Origin of the sequence: Gordonia cholesterolivorans, from assembly GCF_039531975.1 — a bacterium.
Taxonomy (GTDB): domain Bacteria; phylum Actinomycetota; class Actinomycetes; order Mycobacteriales; family Mycobacteriaceae; genus Gordonia; species Gordonia sihwensis.
Genome location: NZ_BAAARB010000002.1, coordinates 293,084 through 312,292, shown reverse-complemented (window position 1 = coordinate 312,292; position 19,209 = coordinate 293,084). Strand labels below are relative to the sequence as shown.

The 19,209-nt window shown below is 68.4% G+C and carries 17 protein-coding genes; 9 read left to right on the top strand and 8 right to left on the bottom strand.

All coding sequences use genetic code 11. The features are described 5' to 3' along the window. Positions 1-5 precede the first annotated feature (5 nt). Positions 6-1,271, bottom strand: a complete 1,266-nt coding sequence (locus tag ABFX36_RS03140) for an aspartate kinase (protein WP_039867782.1) — start codon at positions 1,269-1,271, stop codon at positions 6-8. Between the two features lie 139 nt (positions 1,272-1,410). On the opposite strand from ABFX36_RS03140, the gene ABFX36_RS03135 reads away from it, so the two are divergent. Then, positions 1,411-2,598, top strand: a complete 1,188-nt coding sequence (locus ABFX36_RS03135; RefSeq protein WP_006897387.1) for a hypothetical protein — start codon at positions 1,411-1,413, stop codon at positions 2,596-2,598. A gap of 13 nt (positions 2,599-2,611) precedes the next feature. Here ABFX36_RS03135 and ABFX36_RS03130 read toward each other — a convergent pair whose 3' ends face one another. After that, complete coding sequence (locus ABFX36_RS03130) at positions 2,612-3,781, bottom strand: ABC transporter substrate-binding protein (RefSeq protein WP_346074854.1); 1,170 nt, start codon at positions 3,779-3,781, stop codon at positions 2,612-2,614. Between the two features lie 223 nt (positions 3,782-4,004). Between ABFX36_RS03130 and ABFX36_RS03125 the strand changes: the two genes are divergently transcribed. Continuing rightward, positions 4,005-5,522 carry an MFS transporter gene (locus tag ABFX36_RS03125; protein ID WP_278125343.1) on the top strand — a complete coding sequence of 506 codons (1,518 nt, stop codon included), beginning with the start codon at positions 4,005-4,007 and terminating at the stop codon, positions 5,520-5,522. 85 nt (positions 5,523-5,607) lie between these two features. Here the strand turns inward: ABFX36_RS03125 and ABFX36_RS03120 are convergent, their stop codons facing one another. Continuing rightward, on the bottom strand, positions 5,608-5,775 hold the full coding sequence (locus ABFX36_RS03120; protein ID WP_278125345.1) for a hypothetical protein: 168 nt from the start codon (positions 5,773-5,775) through the stop codon (positions 5,608-5,610). A gap of 227 nt (positions 5,776-6,002) precedes the next feature. Between ABFX36_RS03120 and leuA the strand changes: the two genes are divergently transcribed. Further along, positions 6,003-7,850, top strand: a complete 1,848-nt coding sequence (gene leuA, locus ABFX36_RS03115) for a 2-isopropylmalate synthase (RefSeq protein WP_006897391.1) — start codon at positions 6,003-6,005, stop codon at positions 7,848-7,850. A 103-nt stretch (positions 7,851-7,953) separates the two neighbouring features. On the opposite strand, the gene ABFX36_RS03110 is transcribed toward leuA, so the two are convergent. Together ABFX36_RS03110 and ABFX36_RS03105 are read right to left on the bottom strand one after the other, a co-directional pair. Further along, positions 7,954-9,453, bottom strand: coding sequence for an Ig-like domain-containing protein (locus ABFX36_RS03110; RefSeq protein ID WP_346074850.1), 1,500 nt, complete (start codon positions 9,451-9,453; stop codon positions 7,954-7,956). Between the two features lie 288 nt (positions 9,454-9,741). Continuing rightward, on the bottom strand, positions 9,742-10,719 hold the full coding sequence (locus ABFX36_RS03105; RefSeq protein WP_346074848.1) for a helix-turn-helix transcriptional regulator: 978 nt from the start codon (positions 10,717-10,719) through the stop codon (positions 9,742-9,744). A 129-nt stretch (positions 10,720-10,848) separates the two neighbouring features. On the opposite strand from ABFX36_RS03105, the gene ABFX36_RS03100 reads away from it, so the two are divergent. Beyond that, the gene (locus ABFX36_RS03100) at positions 10,849-12,303 is read left to right on the top strand and encodes an MFS transporter (RefSeq protein ID WP_346074846.1); all 1,455 of its coding nucleotides are present in this window, start codon (positions 10,849-10,851) and stop codon (positions 12,301-12,303) included. Positions 12,304-12,355: 52 nt separating this feature from the next. Here the strand turns inward: ABFX36_RS03100 and ABFX36_RS03095 are convergent, their stop codons facing one another. Then, positions 12,356-13,393 (bottom strand): alpha/beta hydrolase, encoded by a 1,038-nt coding sequence (locus ABFX36_RS03095; protein WP_156479396.1) that lies wholly within the window; start codon positions 13,391-13,393, stop codon positions 12,356-12,358. A gap of 124 nt (positions 13,394-13,517) precedes the next feature. On the opposite strand from ABFX36_RS03095, the gene ABFX36_RS03090 reads away from it, so the two are divergent. The 5 genes from ABFX36_RS03090 (at position 13,518) to ABFX36_RS03070 (ending at position 18,004) form a co-directional block, all read left to right on the top strand. Beyond that, positions 13,518-13,952, top strand: coding sequence for a MarR family winged helix-turn-helix transcriptional regulator (locus ABFX36_RS03090; protein WP_062366376.1), 435 nt, complete (start codon positions 13,518-13,520; stop codon positions 13,950-13,952). A gap of 28 nt (positions 13,953-13,980) precedes the next feature. Then, a complete protein-coding gene (locus tag ABFX36_RS03085; RefSeq protein WP_062366374.1) occupies positions 13,981-14,541 on the top strand; it encodes an isochorismatase family protein in 561 nt (186 codons plus the stop codon). Continuing rightward, positions 14,538-15,920 carry an MFS transporter gene (locus ABFX36_RS03080; RefSeq protein ID WP_045537268.1) on the top strand — a complete coding sequence of 461 codons (1,383 nt, stop codon included), beginning with the start codon at positions 14,538-14,540 and terminating at the stop codon, positions 15,918-15,920. Before ABFX36_RS03085 ends, ABFX36_RS03080 begins: the two co-directional genes overlap by 4 nt. 69 nt (positions 15,921-15,989) lie before the next feature. After that, positions 15,990-17,294: a MurT ligase domain-containing protein gene (locus ABFX36_RS03075; protein ID WP_062366373.1), complete on the top strand. Its 1,305-nt coding sequence runs from the start codon at positions 15,990-15,992 to the stop codon at positions 17,292-17,294. Next, positions 17,291-18,004 (top strand): type 1 glutamine amidotransferase, encoded by a 714-nt coding sequence (locus ABFX36_RS03070; RefSeq protein WP_062366371.1) that lies wholly within the window; start codon positions 17,291-17,293, stop codon positions 18,002-18,004. Before ABFX36_RS03075 ends, ABFX36_RS03070 begins: the two co-directional genes overlap by 4 nt. Here ABFX36_RS03070 and ABFX36_RS03065 read toward each other — a convergent pair. Together ABFX36_RS03065 and recR are read right to left on the bottom strand one after the other, a co-directional pair. Further along, positions 18,001-18,588: a uridine kinase family protein gene (locus ABFX36_RS03065; protein ID WP_006897401.1), complete on the bottom strand. Its 588-nt coding sequence runs from the start codon at positions 18,586-18,588 to the stop codon at positions 18,001-18,003. The genes ABFX36_RS03070 and ABFX36_RS03065 overlap by 4 nt on opposite strands. A 3-nt stretch (positions 18,589-18,591) precedes the next feature. Further along, the gene (gene recR, locus ABFX36_RS03060; protein ID WP_006897402.1) at positions 18,592-19,203 is read right to left on the bottom strand and encodes a recombination mediator RecR; all 612 of its coding nucleotides are present in this window, start codon (positions 19,201-19,203) and stop codon (positions 18,592-18,594) included. Positions 19,204-19,209 lie beyond the last annotated feature (6 nt).

Genomic DNA, 19,209 nt, shown 5'->3' with positions numbered 1-19,209 from the left:
TCCTCCTATCGTCCGGTGCCGCCGTAGACCACGGCGTCCTCGTCGGCGCCGAGACCGAAGGCCTCGTGCAGAACGCGGACCGCCGGATCCAGATCGGATTCACGGACGAGGACCGAGATCCGGATCTCGGAGGTGGAGATCAGTTCGATGTTGATGCCCGCGTCGCTGAGCGACTCGCAGAAGGTCGCGGTGACCCCCGGATGACTCTTCATTCCCGCACCGACCAGCGACACCTTGCCGATGTTGTCGTCGAGCACCACCTCGCGGAAGCCGATCTCCGACTTGAGCTTGCCCAGTTCGGCCACGGCGACCTCGCCGAGCTCCTTCGGCAGCGTGAAGGTGATGTCGGTCTTCCCGGTCTCCACCGCCGACACGCCCTGCAGGACCATGTCGATGTTGATCTCGGCGTCGGCGACGGCGCGGAACACCTTCGCCGCGTAACCGGGCTTGTCTTCGATGCCGACCACGGTGACCTGAGCTTCGCTGCGGTCGTGGGCGACGCCGGTGAGGATTGCTTCTTCCACGGGGATGTCCTCCATCGAGCCGGACACAACGGTGCCGGGCTTAGTCGAGTACGACGAGCGCACATGAACTGGAACGTTGTATCGGCGGGCGTATTCCACGCAACGCAGCATCAGCACCTTCGCGCCGCATGCGGCCATCTCGAGCATCTCCTCGAAAGAGATGTGATCGAGGTGCTTGGCATTGCTGACGATGCGCGGGTCGGCCGTGTAGATGCCGTCGACGTCGGTGTAGATCTCGCAGACGTCGGCCTCGAGAGCGGCGGCGAGGGCGACGGCGGTGGTGTCCGATCCGCCGCGGCCCAGCGTGGTCACATCCTTGGTGTCCTGCGAGACGCCCTGGAAACCGGCGACGAGGACGATCTTCCCCTCGTCGAGCGCACTGCGGACCCGGCCCGGAGTCACGTCGATGATCTTGGCCTTGCCGTGGCTGCTCGTGGTGATCACGCCGGCCTGCGAGCCGGTGAACGACTGCGCGTTCTCCCCGAGGCCCTCGATCGCCATGGCGAGCAGCGCATTGGAGATGCGCTCGCCGGACGTGAGCAGCATGTCCATCTCACGGTCGGGGGGATTCGGGTTCACCTGTTCTGCCAGATCGAGCAGTTCGTCGGTGGTGTCACCCATCGCAGAGGCGACGACGACCACGTCGTTCCCTGCGCGCTTGGTCTCGACGATGCGCTCGGCGACCCGGCGAATGCGCTCGGCATCCGACACCGAGGATCCGCCATACTTCTGGACGACCAGTGCCACGTCGTGCAACCTTCCTTATCTGTACAGCTGTCTCGTCTACATGAGCTTCTGCAGCTTCTGCGGGAATCGCGCGGGGTTCACCTTACCCGCCGGACCTGGCGCGGCACATTTCGCGGAGGCCACCGTAGGATCACCTCCGATGACTACCGTGCGCCCGATGTCCACCATGCGACGCTTCGGCATCACCCACGAGTTCGCCCTTCGATGCGTCGGGGTGTACCTGACGATTCGCGTCGTCGGCATCGTGATCCTCACGGTCTTCGCCGGACTCCACCACACCGGTCTCACCGCGCTGCTGTCCATGTGGGACGGCGAGTGGATGCTCGGCATCGCCCAGCACGGCTACGGCGGAATCCCCCTGTGGTTCACCGACGGAAACGGCGTCCACACGGAGTTCACCGCGTACGCATTCTTCCCCGGTTATCCGATGACGGTGCGGACCGTCGCCCTGGTCCCCGGCCTGTCGCCGTTCGCCGCGGCCATGATCGTCAACGTGGTCGCGGGATGCCTCGCCGCGGTGGCGGTGGGTCGTATCGGAGTGATCTGCTCCGGGCGGATCCGTTCCTCGGTTCGGTCGACGCCCGACCAAGCCTCGACGGCCGGACTGGTCCTGGTGGGCCTCTTCGCCGCCACGCCCATGTCGGTGGTGCTGAACATGGCCTACACCGAGGCGGTGTTCTGCGCACTCGCGGGCTGGGCGCTCGTCGGAGTCCTGGAGCGGCAGTGGCTGCTCGCCGGACTCTGCGCCCTCGGTGCCGGACTCGTCCGGCCGACCGGCGTCGCGGTGATCGCCGCCGTGATGCTCGCAGCGATCGTGGCCCGGCGCGACGGCCCTCGTGCGTGGGCCGCCGTGATTCTCGCGCCGCTCGGTTACCTCGGCTACCTGGCAGTGGTGTGGGCGCAGACCGGCTCGGCGACGGGCTGGTTTCAGATCCAGACGACGGGGTGGAACACCACATTCGACGGCGGCGCGGCCACCTGGCGATTCCTCACCCAGACGCTCGGCAGCGGATCGGACTTCTCAGCGATCGCAACGGCCCTGTTGATCATCTCGGTGCTCGTGTTGTTCGGTTGGTCGGTCGCCGACCGCGTGCCGTGGCCGGTGCTCGTCTACGCGGCGGCCGTGCTGGCGTCGATCCTGCTGTCGGACGGCCTGATGATGAGCCGTGCGCGACTGCTCCTGCCCGCGTTCGTCCTGCTGATCCCGGTGGCCGTGCGGATCGCGCGACGGCCGCGGACCGAGATCATCGCCTTCCTCGCAGTCGCCGCCCTGTTCTCCGGCTGGTTCGGTGCCCGCATGCTCACCGTCTTCCAGTACGCGATCTGACGACGGCGCGCGGCTATCCCTTGATCTGAAGCCACGCCTTCGACCACCCGTCGTAGCCGACGCACTCGACGTTCTTGCGACCGTCGACGCAGTCGCGCATCGGCGTGGTCCAGTACCAGATGTGCGAGGCGTACTCGGGGTCCGCGGAGTGGTACACCGCGCAGTGCGTCCGGTCCCGCATCAGCTCGCACGCCTGCGCGTTCGCGGGTGACTCGCCGAAGTACTCCGCGACGCGCGCGTTGACCCGCGCGCTCACGATGTAGTCGACCCAGCGGTACGCGCAGTTCGGATGCTCGGCCCGGGAACTGATCATCCACGAGTCCGACCACCCCGTCGATCCCTCATCGGGCAGCACCGTCGCCACCGGAGCACCGCCGTCGCGGGCGAGGTTGGCCGCCATCTGCCACGTGGAACCGAGCACGCTCCAGCCCGCGCTGAACGCCTGCACCTCGCGGACGATGTCGTTCCAGTACTCGCCGACCGCTCTGCGCTGCTCCTCGAGCAGCGCGACGGCCGCGTCGAACTGCCTCCGGTCGAGCGCGTAGGGATTCGTGATGCCGAGATCGGGCCGGTGCCGCATCAGATACAGCGCGGCGTCGGCGATGTAGATCGGCGAATCGTAAGCGGTCACCCGGCCCGCATAGCGCGGCGCGTCCTCGAACACGGCCCGCCAGGACGTGGGCGCGGGTCGCACGACGTCGGTGCGATACATCAGGAGATTGGCACCCCAGCCGTGCGGCACGCCGTAGGTGATCCCGTTCTTCGCATTCCACGGCTTGCCCTTCAAGAAGGGATAGATGTCGGAGTACGAGGGGACCAGCGCGGTGTTGATCGGCTGTACGTCACCGGCGTCGATCAACCGCAGCGACGCGTCGCCCGATGCCGAGACCACGTCGAACTGACCGGTCCGCATCAAGGACACCGCTTCGTCGGAGGTGCCGAAGGTCTTGACCTCCACCTGGCAGCCGGTCAGGTCCCGGAACGGCTGCACCCAGTTCACGGACCGGTTGTTGCTCCCGTCCTCGGCGTAGCCCGGCCATGCCAGGACGTTCAGCACGCGCTCTGCCCGACCGAGGACCGATCGCATGGGCACCGGGCCGGGACCGGCGGTGCTGCAACCGGCCACGAGTGCGGTCGCCGCGACGAGGATCGTCGCGGCGGCCAGCCTGCCGATCGTGGCCACGCCTCTCCTTGCCGGCCGCCGTGGGCGGCCTCCACAGCCCGTTGTACTCCACCCGGGACCGTCGCGGTCCGCGATCGAATCACCGGTGTGCTTCTGATGTCGATCGGCCGGAAACGAGGTCGCTGACCACCGCATATCCGGCGTAGCCTGAACGGGCCGCGGTCGCGCTTGCATCGCCGGCCGCGCCCGCGATCCACCCCTCACAGATCTGGAGCCCGCACGCATGCCCTCGGTCCCGCCGCCCACCGGCACCGCACCCGCGGCCGATCGGAAGACATGGTTCGGGCTGGCGGTTCTGATGCTTCCGGTGCTGCTGGTCTCGATGGACTTCTCAGTGCTGTACCTGGCGATGCCGACGATCACCGCGGCGCTCGACCCGTCGGCCACACAGCAGTTGTGGATCCTCGACATCTACGGGTTCCTGATCGCCGGGCTGCTCATCACGATGGGCAACCTCGGCGATCGGATCGGGCGACGGCGGATTCTGCTGTGCGGCGCGGGTGTATTCGGCGGCGCGTCGGTGCTCGCCGCGTTCTCGCCCGGTGCCGGGGCTTTGATCGCGGCCCGCGCGTTGATGGGCGTGGGAGGTGCGACGCTGATGCCCGCGAGCCTCGCGCTGATCGCCAACATGTTCAAGCGCAGTCACGAACGCGCTCGCGCCATCGGGGTGTGGACCTCGGCGTTCGCCGGCGGTGCCGCCATCGGCCCGGTTCTCGGAGGCCTTCTGCTGCACCACTATTGGTGGGGAGTGGTGTTCCTGATCAACGTGCCGGTGCTCGCGGTGCTCTTCGCGGCGGGGCCGTTCGTCCTCCCCGAGTACCGATCGGCCCGCACCGGTCGGTTCGACGTCGTCGGTGTCGCGCTGTCACTGCTCGGCATCCTCCCCGCCGTCTACGCGGTCAAGGCGCTCGCGACCGAGGGGGTCTCACCGCTTGCGGCGACGGCGGGTCTGGTCGGCATCGCGATGTTCGCAGTATTCCTCCGCCACGAGGCGCGCACGCGCGATCCCCTGCTGGACTTGAACCTGTTCCGCAACCCCACGGTGAGCGTGTGCCTCGCCATCGCGCTGGTGGGAATGATGGCCGAGGGCGGCATCGCCTATCTCTCGAACGTCTATCTCCAGTCGGTGCTGGGCCACGACGTTCTGGCCGCGGCGCTCGCCGGACTCCCGATGGCGGTGACGATCGCCGTCTTCTCCGTCGTCGCCGATCGCATCGCCCGACTGGTCGGAAAGCGGTACGCCCTGGCCGGCTCGCTGGTGGTCGCCGCGACGGCGAATCTCGGATTCATCGCACTGGGCACCACGTCGTCGCTGTGGGTGTACATGGCCCTGAGCGCTCTCGCCGGAATCGGATACGGTGTGCAGTTCTCGCTGGTGACCGATGTGGTGGTCGGCGCCGTGCCGCCGGAGCAGTCCGGTGCCGCGTCGGGCATCTCGGAGACCTGTTTCGAACTGGGAACCGCCCTCGGCCTGGCTCTCTTCGGCTCGCTGGCCACCGCGGTCTTCCTGTCCCGCGGCGGCGACAGCGGGGTGACGGGATCGCTCGGTGAGACCCTCGTCCGCGCCGACGCCATGAGCACCGGCGGAGACGCCCTGGCAACGGCCGCGCGAGAGGCCTTCGTCGACGGACTGCACGCGACCACACTGGTGAGCGGTCTGCTGCTCGCGGTGTTGAGCATCGTCACCGTCCTCGCGATGCGCCGCAGCGAGCACCGCGCCGAAGCAGCCGTCGAGGTGTGACGACGAAGACGCGGGCCCCGACGTCCACAGTCGAGACCCGCGCCCTGCCGCAGGAGTGCGCCTACTCGGCGCATCCGTTCACGGATCAGCGGTGCCAGAGAATCTCTTGCCCGAGAATCGCATTCACACCCATGGCGAATCCGTCCCACACCGGCAGCCAGACGCTGTTGTAGAAATCGGACTGTGCGAAGGCGACCCCGAGGTCGCCGATGATCGGCACCTCATGCCACTGCACGCTTCCGCTGCTGCCCATCTCGTCTCCATTTCTCTAAAGAATTTGTAAACAAGGTGATCCTAACCTAACTTTTTGTGATGGCAACCGGCCCCGGCATCGCCGGACTCAAGTGCTATCGTTGATGTCATGCAGCGTGCACTCCTCCTCGGTTGCCGCGGCGGGGTCTGATCCGACCGGCCCTCCGTCGCGGGGCCTCTTCACGCGCCGGTCAAAACCCCTTCTTTTGATCAGGAGATTGACCCCTCATGGCACCAGCAGACGCTTTCACCTCCGGTCCGAGCCGCATCGTCGAGCCCAACGGACCCATCCCGGACGGCCAGCCCAGCTGGAACCCGCAACGCAATTCGGCGATGCCCGTCCACCGCTACCGCAGCTTCGCCGATGAGGTCGAGAAGATCGCGCTGCCCGACCGCACTTGGCCCGACAAGGTGATCGACCGGGCACCGATGTGGTGCGCCGTCGATCTGCGCGACGGCAACCAGGCTCTGATCGATCCGATGAGCCCGGCCCGCAAACGACGCATGTTCGATCTGTTGGTCCGCATGGGCTACAAGGAGATCGAGGTGGGCTTCCCCTCCGCGAGCCAGACCGACTTCGACTTCGTCCGCGAGATCATCGACGAGGGCGCCATCCCCGACGACGTGACCATCCAGGTGCTGACCCAGGCCCGCCCGGAACTGATCGCCCGCACCTACGAGGCCTGCGCCGGCGCGCAGAACGTGATCGTCCACTTCTACAACTCCACGTCGGTCCTGCAGCGCCGCGTCGTATTCCGCGCTGACAAGGCCGCGATCACCAAGATCGCCACCGACGCGGCCGAGCTGTGCCTGGCCGAGGAGCAGAAGTACCCCGACACCAACTGGCGTTACGAGTACTCCCCCGAGAGCTACACGGGCACCGAGTTGAGCTACGCCAAGGAGGTCTGCGACGCCGTCTCCGAGGTGATCGCCCCGACCCCCGACAAGCCGTTGATCATCAACCTGCCCGCGACCGTCGAGATGACGACGCCCAACGTGTACGCGGACTCCATCGAATGGATGCACCGGAATCTGGCGCGCCGTGACTCGATCATCTTGAGCCTGCACCCGCACAACGACCGCGGCGAGGGCGTCGCGGCCGCCGAACTGGGTTACATGGCGGGCGCGGACCGGATCGAGGGCTGCCTGTTCGGCAACGGCGAGCGCACCGGCAACGTCTGCCTGGTGACTCTCGGCATGAACCTGTTCAGCCGCGGTGTCGACCCGCAGATCAACTTCTCGGACATCGACGAGATCCGCCGGACCGTCGAGTACTGCAACCAGCTGAACGTTCCCGAGCGGCACCCGTACGGCGGCGACCTGGTCTACACCGCGTTCTCCGGCAGCCATCAGGACGCCATCAACAAGGGCCTCGACCAGATGAAGGTCGACGCCGACGAAGCCGACAAGGACGTCGACGACATCTTGTGGCAGGTCCCTTACCTGCCCATCGACCCGAAGGACGTGGGCCGCAACTACGAGGCCGTGATCCGGGTGAACAGCCAGTCCGGCAAGGGCGGCGTCACGTACATCATGAAGGCCGACCACGGACTGGATCTGCCGCGTCGACTGCAGATCGAGTTCAGCCGCGAGATCCAGAAGATCACCGACGGCGAGGGCGGCGAGGTGAACCCGAAGGCGATGTGGGACGTGTTCTCCCGCGAGTACCTGGAGCCCGTGAAGCCACTCGAGCGGGTGCGGCAGCAGGTTTCGGCTGCCGAGACCGACGACGGCGAGGACTCGGTGACCGCGACGGTTCTCGTCGACGGCACCGAGAAGGAGATCTCCGGATCGGGCAACGGTCCGCTGGCCGCTTTCGTCGACGCACTGTCGACCATCGGGTACGACGTCCGGGTCCTCGACTACTCGGAGCACGCGATGACGGCCGGCGGCGATGCCGAGGCCGCGAGCTACGTCGAGGCGGAGATCAACGGCGAGACGGTATGGGGCGTCGGCATCGCCTCGTCGATCACGACCGCGAGCCTGCGCGCCGTCGTCTCCGCGGTGAACCGGGCCTTCCGCACCGAGACGCCGGCCGAGACCGCCGCCGAGGGCGCCCGCACGTGGGCTCCCTGACGCGCCCGCGTCGCAGCCGAACCGAGCACTGAACCCCGAACGCACCGGACCCCGCGAACCGAAGCTCGCGGGGTTCGGTGCGTTCACGCCCGGTGCCCGGCTGTCAGAAGAGTCCTCGGACGAGGTCGGAGACGACACCGCCGCCCAGACTGCCGCTGCTGCTGCCGAGGCTTCCGTCGCCGTCGGGAGTTCCGGGAGTCGGAGGATCGGCGTCATCATTCACCGAGACGATGACCGGACCGGAGATAGCACCGGAATGGCCCGCCGTGCCGCTGTAAACCGCGGTGACGGTGAAGTCTCCGGCGGCCGCGAACGCGTGCTGCAGCTTCGCCGCGCCGCCGGAGACCGTCACGGGCCCGCCGACGTCGTCGCCGTTGACCTTGAACTGCACTGTCCCGCCGGTCAGGTCGGCCGGCGTCAGCTCCGCCTTGAGCTCCACTGCGGCACCCGGCTTCGCGGTCGCGGGAGCGATCACCTTCACCGTGGTCTCCGTCTCGCTCGGCTCGGGGTCGGAGACCTTGATGGTCTTGGCCGCCGACGTCGAGCCGGAGAACCCGGCCGCACCCGAGAACACCGCGGTGACCTCCTTGTCCCCGGCCGAGGCGAACGAATGCTTCAGCACAGCCGCACCGCCGGAGACAGCCACCGGAGCACCCAGATTCGCTCCATCAGCCTTGAACTGCACAGTGCCCCCACCCGGATTCGGCGACACCGACGCCGACAACGTCACCTCGTCACCGGTCGTCGCGGCGCCCGGCACCGACAAGGTGGTCACCGTGTCCTCATCCACCGGCGCGGCATCCACGCGAATGGTGGCGAGCGGACCGGCGCCGGCATTGGTCGGGCCACCGTCGCTGTCGCGCGGCGAGCAACGGGTCGGGGCCCACTGAGTACCGAACAGACTGGCCTTCGCCAACTGTGTACTGAAGTTCTCGTTCGCGTTCTGGTTCGCGGCGTTACCCGCGATCCGCACGGTGGGCTCGATGACGCCGGCGGTGCCCGCCTTCAGCGTCACGTCGATCGCCGGCATGCGGAACCACGTCTCACCGCTCGAATTGGTGGTGCCGTCGAGGTTCTTCTTCGTCTTCGGGATGACGATGCCGCCCTCGCTGTTCGTGCTCGACGTAGGGCTGTTCGCGATGACCTGGTTGTTGCCCGACAGCCTGATGACCGAGCCCGTCGGGCTCACATTCCCGCTGTTGTCGACCAGCAGAACATTCGGCGCCACGCCACTGAGGCCGACGGACGATCCCGCCACCACATCGGCGCTGACGAAGGTGGAGTTCGCCGGGACGGCGAAGTCGTACTTCAAACGCGACAGGTTGGTGGTGGTGGCACCGGAATCCTTGTCGGGGAACGAGGACGGGTTCGGCTGAATCCGGATCGTGAACTTCTCGCCCTCGGACACCGACTCCGGAGCGTCGACGGTGATCGTGTTGCCGACAGGCTTCTTGACCGTCACGATCGAACTCGCCACGCAGATCGACTGGAAGGTGGTGTCGGTCGTCGCCGCCGAGGCCGGCGCGTCGACGACCACCATCGCTCCGGCTAGAAGTACCGATCCGCTCGCCACGGCGAGCACTCGGCTGGTGGACAGTCTCATTCAAGAATCCTTCACTGGGATGATTGACAACGTTCGTAGGACAGGTATGTCAGGAAAGCCGTGGCCGGGAATCGCGAAATGTGACCAGAGGCACAAAAGTCCTCTTTACCGGCGGGTCGTCCGAATAGACGACAGAACTGGTCAAAACAGTGCGAGTGCGAACACCGAATCCGCCGCCGTGGCTCGCCGGTGGGCCGTACGGCCTGACGATCAGTCACGAGGTCGGTTGCGAGATCTCACCGCGAGGCGCCGCGTACCTGGATTGGCTCACAGCTCGCTGACCGGAAGCTATCGCTCCGACAGGTACAGCGCCCGAGCCTCCCGCACGTTGCGTCCACGCAACGCGCGCACGACGTCGGCCGGAACCTCGACGAACTCGTAGTCGGCGTCCAGTCCGCCGAGCGCCAGCGCGATCCACCCCGGATCGTCGGTCTGCATGGTGACCAGGCAGCCGTCGGGGTGCTCGGTGACCTCCGACCACCGGCCGATGCGGCCGCGCACCGCCTCCGGCTCGGCGTGAACCACGGCGCGCACCTGGAGTTGGTCCCGGCCTCCGCGCAGGCTCTCACGCACATAGGCCGCGGGGTCGCCGCCCGGCACCGCACGCGGCGCGAACCGCCGCTTCTGCGGTTGAGCAGCGCTGAGCCGGTCGAGCCGGAACGTGCGCCAGTCCTGACGATCGAGGTCGTACGCGAGCAGGTACCACCGGCGACCGACGGGAATCAACCGCAGCGGCTCGGTGCGGCGAGTGCCGGACGCACGTCCGGCCCGCGGTGCGGGCGCGTAATCGAAGGTGAGCTCCGTCGCGTCCCGGCACGCCAATGCCACTGTCGTCAGGGTCTCGGCGTCCACGGCCGGCGCCTGCTGTTCGCCGGGGAGCAACACGCTCATGGCCCGCAGCGCATCCGCACGCCGGCGCAGCCGAGGCGACAGCACCTGCATCACCTTGGCCAGCGCCCGCACCGAGGCCTCCGCCATACCGGCGGCCGAACCGTGCGCGGCCGTCCGCAGCGCACTCACGATCGCGACGGCCTCCTCCTCGTCCACAACCAGCGGCGGCAGCGACCCGCCGGGAGCCAGTTGGTATCCGCCGCCGCTGCCCCGCACCGACTGCACCGGATAGCCGAGATCCCGAAGCCGTTCGACGTCGCGGCGCACGGTCCGCTCGGTGGTCTCCAGACGGTCGGCCAGCTCCACCGCCGACCACAGGCGGTGCGCTTGGAGCAGCGCCAGCAGCTTCAGCGTCCGCGTCGTCGTATCGGCCATGACTGCATCATGCCCCAAACAACGGACAGAAACTGACCGGATTATCCGCCGCTCTTCCGGACGGGAATCGTCCGCAATGGTTCGTAGCGTCATCGGTGCAACAGACCCCCATCACCACAGGAGTTCCCGATGACCGTCACAGCCGAGCCCCCTCCCCTGGCAACCGCGTCCACGAGGAGTTTGGACAGTCCGCCGATCGTCGGGCGCGCCCGGACCGTCGCCTTGGTCTGCCTGTTGGCGGCGTCGTTCATGGAGTTGATGGACGCCACGGTCGTCAACGTCGCACTGCGGACGATGAGTGCCGATCTCGGCGCGTCGCCGACCGCGATGTCGTGGATCGTCGCGGGCTATCCGCTCGCCTACGCGACCGGGCTCGTGCTCGGTGCCCGTCTGGGAGATCGGTTCGGTCGACGCCGACTGTTCCTCATCGGTCTCGTCGCCTTCGGCGTCACCTCACTGGCCTGCGGTCTCGCCGACACGCCGACGCAACTCGTCGTGTTCCGGATCCTGCAGGGTGCCGCGGCGGCACTGATGATCCCGCAGGTGCTGACCAACATCCAGGTGCTCTATCCACCCGCCGAACGCGGCCGCGCGATGGGACTGTTCACCTCCGTCATCGGGATCGCCGCCGTGGCCGGTCCGGTGCTGGGCGCCGTCATCACCTCGGGCGACTGGTTCGGACTCTCGTGGCGGCCGGTGTTCCTCATCAACGTCCCGGTGGGGCTGCTCGCCCTGGTCGCGGCGCGCGTCTTCATCCCGGAGACTTACGCTTCCCGTCCCGCGCCCATCACGCCGATCTCCGCGGCGCTGCTCGGCGGTTCGCTGGCAGCGTTGATGGCGCCGGTCACACTGGGACCGGAGAATGATTGGCCCGCTTGGGGATTCGTCATGATGGCGGCGGGCGTCGCCGGCCTTGCACTCTTCGCTCGGCGGCAGGTCATCACTGCTCGCGCAGGCGGAACACCGCTGGTTCCGCCCGCGGTGTTCCGGTCTCGTTCGTTCACCGCGGGGCTGACCGCGTTCACCGCACTGAGCATCCCGACCGGCGGGTACTTCCTCGTCCAGTCCCTGCACGTCCAGGCCGCGCACGGCTGGTCGGTCCTGCACACCGGCCTGATGTGGGTGCCGTTCTCGATCGCCGTACCCGTCTTCGCCGGTCTGTCCGCGACTGTCCTGGCCGCCCGATTCGGCAAGCACGTCCTGCAGGGCGGAGCGTGGGTGTTCATCGTCGGGATGACGTCCATGATCGTCGCCGACCGCTCGGCCCATCCGGCCCTGTGGTTCACCGTCGCACTCATCGTCGCAGGCGCTGGTTTCGGACTCATCGTCGGGGCCGCCGGCCTGCTGGTTCTGAACGACGTGCCGGTCGGGCTCGCCGGCGCGGCGTCCGGCGTGTTCAACACCGTGCAGGCACTGTCGGTGGCGACGGGTGCGGCGGTGATCGGCACGGTGTACTCGTCGGTGTCGAGCGCATACGGCCTCGCCACCGGCTACCGGGTCTCGTTCCTGGTGATGATCGGACTGGTCGCGGTCGGTGCAGCGGCCGCCCAACTGATGCCGAAGCCCGTGCGGATCGCGGTGTAGCGGCCCAGGCGGGGCGAGGACGTCCGCCCGGCGGGAGCGCCAGGCGGACCCTCTATCCGGCCGAGGCGACCGCCTTCGCCACAGCCTCACCCATCCGCCGGACGGTGGCCTGCGCGTCCGGGCTCAGCAGCGCCATATTCGCGAATCCGTGGATCATCGTCCCGGCGCGCTCCACGGTCACCGGGACGCCGGCCTGTTCGAGCGCAGCCGCGTACTCGAGGCCTTCGTCCCGCAGCGGGTCGAACCCGGCGACCACCACGTGGGCGGGCGACAACCCGGAGAGATCTTCGGCAAGCAATGGCGAGACCCGAGGATCGGACAGTTGGTCGCGCGAAGCCAGGTAGGTGTCGCAGAAGTAGTCGATCTGTTCCTCGGTGAGGTAGTAGCCGGTGGAGAACTCATGGACCGACGGCCGCTTCCGCGACATGTCGACCACCGGATAGATCAGCAATTGCAGACACGGGGTGATCTCCTCGCCACGCACCTGCTGTGCGACGACCGCAGCGAGATTGCCTCCCGCGGAATCACCGGCCACCGCGATCTGACGCGGATCGACGCCCCAGTCCGGCGCCTTCTCGACGGCGTAGCGCCAAGCCGCCACGGAGTCGTCGACCGCCGCCGGGAAGAGGTGCTCGGGGGCCAACCGGTAATCCACCGACAGCACGTCGGCGCCCGAGGCGATCGCGAGCGCCCGGACCACCGAGTCGTGGCTGGCCCGGCTGCCCAGGACGAACCCGCCGCCGTGATAGAAGACGATCAGTCCTCGGCCCTTGCCCTCGAGGCTGTATCGCGTGACGGGCACGCCTCCGGCGTCGGTGTCGATCACCAGATCCTCTTCGACGGCGAACGGCTCGAAGGCCTCCGCCATCATCGCGCTGTGATAGTCCATCGACTGCCGTGATCGGGAGACCAGATCGCCGACCAGCGCCAACGATGGAATGTAGGCCGCCGCGGTCACGACCAGTGCGAGCATCGGGTCGAGACGATCACCGTCGCCGTTCACCGTCGTCAGGCGGCTCATCGCCTTCCGCACGGGTGCGGGCAGTTTGGCCGACGCCTTGAGCGCGGTCCGCTGGATCTTGAATGACATGGGCAGTTCGACTGCTGTTGCGCGACTCACAGTGCAGAACTTATCACCGTCAACTCATCGGGTCACCCCTCAGATAAGAACAGTTGACTGTGCAGTTAGCTGTCTAATTGCTAGAGTTGCACTCATGGTCCAGCACTCGTCCGCCGAAGTCGGAAACCGTCTGCGCGCAACGATCGCCGAGCTGAACCGGAAACTGAGGGCCAATTCGTCGGTCCTGGACCTCACCCGTTCGCAGTCGGCCGTGATCGGCTACCTCGATCGCCACGGCGCCTGTTCCACAGCCGATCTCGCCCGTGCGCACGGTGTGCGTCAGCAGTCGATGGCCGCGATCGTCGCCGCCCTCACCGACGCCGGCCTGGTGGTCGGCTCCCCCGATCCGACCGATCGCCGCCGCACCTTGCTCGCCCTCTCCGAGAACGCCCGCACGGAACTGACCACCGGACGGCTCCAGCGAGCGGACTGGCTCGCGCACGCCGTCGACGCGGCCCTCACTCCGGACGAGGTGGCCCGCCTGGCCGATGCGATCGAGTTGCTCGGCCGCATCGCGGACCAGCCCTGAAGCACCTCCGCCCCACGAAAGGATCACCATGCCTGTCACCGCAGTCGACCGCGACGCCGCACTGATCGTCATCGACCTCCAGAAGGGGCTGTCGGGCCGCGACCTCGCACCGCACAGCTTCGCGGACGTGGTCGAGCGTTCCGCGGCGCTGACCGACGCGTTCAGCGCGCGAGGGCTGCCGGTGGTCATCGTCACCGTCGACGCCGTGCCGCCCGGCCGCACCGACCTCTCCGGCCCGCCCATGGAGTTCCCCTCCGGCTGGAGCGACTCGGTAGCACCCTTCTCCGACGCCCCGGACGCGTGGCGCGTCACGAAGCGGTCGCCGGGCGCCTTCACCGAGACGCCCCTGCACCGACTGCTGCGCGAGCGTGGCGTCACCCAGGTGGTGGTGGTCGGCGTGTCGACGTCGATCGGCGTCGAGATGACCGCGCGGCAGGCCTACGAGCTCGGATACAACGTCACCGTCGCCCTCGACGCCTGCTCGGACAGCGAAGGGTCGCGGCACGCCTACAGCGCCGCCTCCGTCCTGCCGAAGGTCGCCGAGACGGGATCGGCCGCGGACGTCATCGCTGCGCTGACCCGGGCGTGAGAACAGACACCGACCGCCGCCTCGACGCCCATCCGTTCGGCATCGGATTCACCGCGCCGCTGATCCTGGCGTCGGTCCTCAACCCGATCAACAGCTCGCTGATCGCGACCGCGATGGTGGGCATCGGCGTCGACTTCCACCGCGGCCCCGCCGACACCGCGATCCTGATCTCGGTGCTCTATCTGTGCAGCGCCGTCGCCCAGCCCACCATGGGCAAGCTGGGCCCGCTGTTCGGCGAGCGGCGCGTGATGATCGCGGGGATCGGGCTCGTGCTGACCGCCGGCGTCATCGGCGCAGCGGGCTGGTCGTTCGGGGCGCTGGTGGCCTCCCGCGCACTGCTCGGCGTCGGCACCTCCGCCGCGTATCCGATGGCGATGTCGCTGATCCGCAAGCGGTCGGACGCCGCCGGCGTCGGAGTGCCCAGCCGGATCCTAGGCGTCTTCTCGATCACCGGACAGGTGATCGCGATGGTCGGACTGCCGATCGGCGGCGTCCTCACCGGCGTCTTCGGCTGGCGAGCGGTGTTCTTCATCAATGTTCCCGCCGCCCTCGCCGCTCTGCTCCTGGTGCTCACCGGTGTGCCGAAGGACACCGTGGCCTGGCCGACCGACCTGCGTCGGACTCTGACCGCCGTCGACCCTCTGGGCATCGTGGCGTTCGCCGTGGCGATCGTCAGCGCACTCCAATTCATCGACTCGCCCAGCGCGTCGACGTGGTGGCTCGCGGCGGTGGCCGTGGCGGCGACCGCCGTCCTCATCGGATGGGAACGCCGGTTCTCGACTCCGTTGATCGACGTCCGGATGCTGGTGTCGAACCGCCCGCTGATCCGCACCTATCTGCGGCAGACGCTCGCCTCGCTCGGCATGTACACGACCATGTACGGCGTCAGCCAATGGATGGAGGACGCGGCCGGCTACCGGCCGACGCAGGTCGGCATGCTCCTCGCTCCGATGTCGGCGACGAGTATCGTCGTCGCCGCCGTCTGTTCCCGGCGCAGCACCGTCCGCAGCCCGCTGATCGCGACCGGCATGGCGTTCTGCGCGGCCGGAGCCGTGATGCTCGCGCTGCGCCACGACGCCCCGGTCTGGGCGATCCTCGCCATGTCGCTGCTGGTCGGTCTGGCGAACGGCCTGAACAGCTTCGCCAACCAGGCGGCCCTCTTCATGCAGTCCCCGGCCGACCAGGTGGGCGTCGCATCCGGCCTGTACCGGACCTTCGCGTACATCGGCGCCATCACCTCCGCGGGCCTGATCGCCGCGGCGTTCGGCAGTCGGGCCACCGACGCCGGGTTCCACATCGTCGGATGGGCCACCATGGCGATCGGCCTGTGCGCGGCGACCCTGACATTGACCGACCGCACGCTGCCGCGACACGCGTGAGCTGGGCTGTCACCGCCCTCACAGTCGGCGCCGGGCGATCGTGCTCCCCGGATATGGGAAACTCGTGGAATGTCGGAAGCCCGCCGCATCCCTGACCGTCCGCGCCCGCCCGTCCGCACTCGCGTGGCACTCACCGCCGCTGCCGCGGCCCGCTGGGCCTCGCGTGCCGCCGGCCGTGGGAAGGGCTCGATGATCGGCGGCCTCGTCGCTGAGAAGATCGATCCGCGCATCATGCTCCGGCTCGCCGCCGGCCGCGAGATCGCGCTGATCACCGGAACCAACGGCAAGTCGACGACCACCCGCATGACCGCCGCCGCCCTCGCCGGGCTCGGCGAAGTGGCGACCCAGGCCGACGGCGCCAACATGGACGCGGGCATCATCGCGACGCTCAGCCTCCAGCCCGACGCCCCGGTCGCCGCGCTGGAAGTGGACGAACTGCACGTGGCCCACGTCGCCGACAACACGTCGCCGCGTGTCTTCACCCTGTTGAACCTCTCCCGCGACCAGCTCGACCGCGTCGGCGAGATCAACATCATCGAGCAGAGTCTGCGCGGGGGAATCGCCCGCCACCCGGACGCGGTGGTGGTCGCGAACTGCGACGACGTGCTCGTCACCTCGGCGGCCTTCGACGCTCCGAACGTGGTGTGGGTGGCCGCGGGGGCCGGCTGGGTGGGCGACTCGGTGAGCTGCCCGCGGTCGGGAGAGCCGATCGTGCGCCACGGTGAGGACTGGTACTCGACCGGCGACGAGCGCTTCCGGCGCCCGGCCCCGCAGTGGTGGTTCGACGACGACAAGATCTACGGCCCGGACGGGTTCGTCGCACCGATGGCGTTGAGGGTGCCGGGCCGGGCCAATCGCGGCAACGCCACCCAGGCCGTCGCGACCGCCGTCGCGATGGGCGCCGACCCCGCGGACGCCGTCGCGGCCGTCGGCACCGTCGGCGAAGTGGCCGGCCGATACGGGACCGTGCAGCTGGGCGACCATCGGATCAGGACCCTGCTGGCGAAGAATCCGGCCGGCTGGCAGGAGGCCCTGGCGATGATCGACACCGACGCCGACAGTCTGGTGATCGCGGTGAACGGGCAGGTCCCCGACGGGGAAGACCTCTCGTGGCTCTGGGACGTGCGCTTCGAAGAGTTCGAGCAGGTCGAGGTGGTCGCCTCGGGCGAGCGCGCCGCCGACCTCTCGGTGCGTCTGCTGTACGCGGGCGCCGAGCACACCGTGACCGACGATCCGTTCGCGGCGATCGCCGCCTGCCCACCGGGCCGAGTGGAAGTGCTCGCAAACTACACCGCATTCCGCGACCTCGGCGTCGCACTGGAACGCGCCGGAGCCCGGCCGGTCGAGAACACTGTGGAGGACAACGCCCGATGAGCGAATCGACCCTGCGGATCGGTCTGGTGCTTCCCGATGTGATGGGCACCTACGGCGACGGCGGAAACGCCCTCGTCCTGCGACAGCGTGCGCGCATGAGAGGCATCGACGCCGAGATCGTCTCGATCACGCTCGACGACGAGGTACCCGAGTCGCTCGACGTCTACACCCTCGGCGGCGCCGAGGATTACGCCCAGCGGCTCGCCACCCGTCATCTGCAGCGGTATCCGGGGCTGCAGCGCGCGGCGGACGCCGGACGCCCGGTGCTCGCGATCTGCGCGGCGATCCAAGTGCTGGGTCACTGGTACGAGACCGCTGCGGGCGAGCGCGTCGCGGGGATCAGCATGCTCGACCTCACCACCTCTCCGAGGCAGTCCCGGGCGATCGGCGAGCTCGTGACCGCACCGATCATCGACGGTCTCAGCCAACCGCTCTCCGGGTTCGAGAACCACCGCGGCGCGACCTCCCTGGGCGCCGCGGCCGCACCGCTGGGCCGGGTCCGCCACGGTGTCGGCAACGGCGCCGGCGCCGGGGTGGAAGGCGCCGTGCAAGGCAGTGTCGTCAGCACCTACATGCACGGCCCGGTCCTCGCACGAAATCCCGAACTGGCCGACTATCTGCTGTCGAAGGCGGTCGGCACGGAACTGGAGCCTCTCGACCTGCCGCAGGTGGACCGGCTGCGCCGGGAACGGCTCGCCGCCGCTCGCTAACCGAGCACCCGGCACCTCGCCCGCGTGTCGTCGACCGCGAACCAGCCCTCCTCGAAGTCCTGCCACCGGGCCAGATGATCGCGTTCGGCCTCGCCGTCACGCTGCACGGTTCGGCGCAACCGGTCGGCGGCGGGAGGACCGTCGATCCAGAACCGATGCGTGAAACGATCGGCCGTGCAGCGCCGCGCCGACGTCACGCCCTCGACGATCAGAATCGGCTGCCACCGCATCCAGACCTCCGGCCCCACCTCCGGTCGGCCGTCCACCCAGACCCGGGGCCGATAGAAGTAGTCGTGACGCCGTTCGTAGGCGCGGATCACATCGTGAACCAGTTCCGGCCACCACGAGGCGGGGTCGTCCCACGTCGCGTAGTCGTCGGTGCTGACCAGCACTGAGGCGCGGCCGCGCTCGGCGAGCGCACGGACGAGCTGCGCTGCGAACGTGCTCTTGCCCGCCCCCGACGGACCGTCGATCGCCACCATGGCGTCGGTCAGCCCTCCGCGGACCGCGATCTCGTCGGCCAGCCACGCCCAGTCCTGCGGTGAGGGATCGCGCTCCGCCGGTGGAAGGTGGTCGTCGGCCAACGCTCAGACCAGGATGCGCCGACCGGACAGCGCGCGGCCGAGGGTCAGTTCGTCGGCGAACTCGAGGTCGCCGCCCATCGGAAGTCCCGACGCCAGACGGGTCACGGACAGCCCGGGGAAGTCTTTGAGCATGCGCAGCAGATATGTCGCCGTCGCCTCGCCCTCGGTGTTGGGATCGGTCGCGACGATGATCTCGGAGACGTCCTGGCCGTCGGGCTGGTCGCCCAGACGACGCAGCAGTTCGCGGATCCGGAGCTGGTCGGGGCCGATGCCGGACAGCGGGTCGAGCGCACCGCCGAGGACGTGGTAGCGGCCGTCGAACTCCTTGGTCCGCTCGATCGCGTAGATGTCCTTCGGCTCCTCGACCACGCAGATCTTCGTGACGTCCCGGCGGGGGTCGCCGCAGATGCGGCACAGCCGATCGGCGGCGACGTTGCCGCACTCGACGCAGAAGGTGACGTCGTCGCGCACGTGTCCGAGGGCGGCGATCAGCCGGTCGATCTCCACGTTCTCGCCCGCGAGCAGGTGGAAGGCGATCCGCTGAGCACCCTTGGGACCCAGCCCGGGAAGTTTCGCGAGCTGGTCGATCAGATCCTGGATCGGGCCTTCGTACATGCGCCA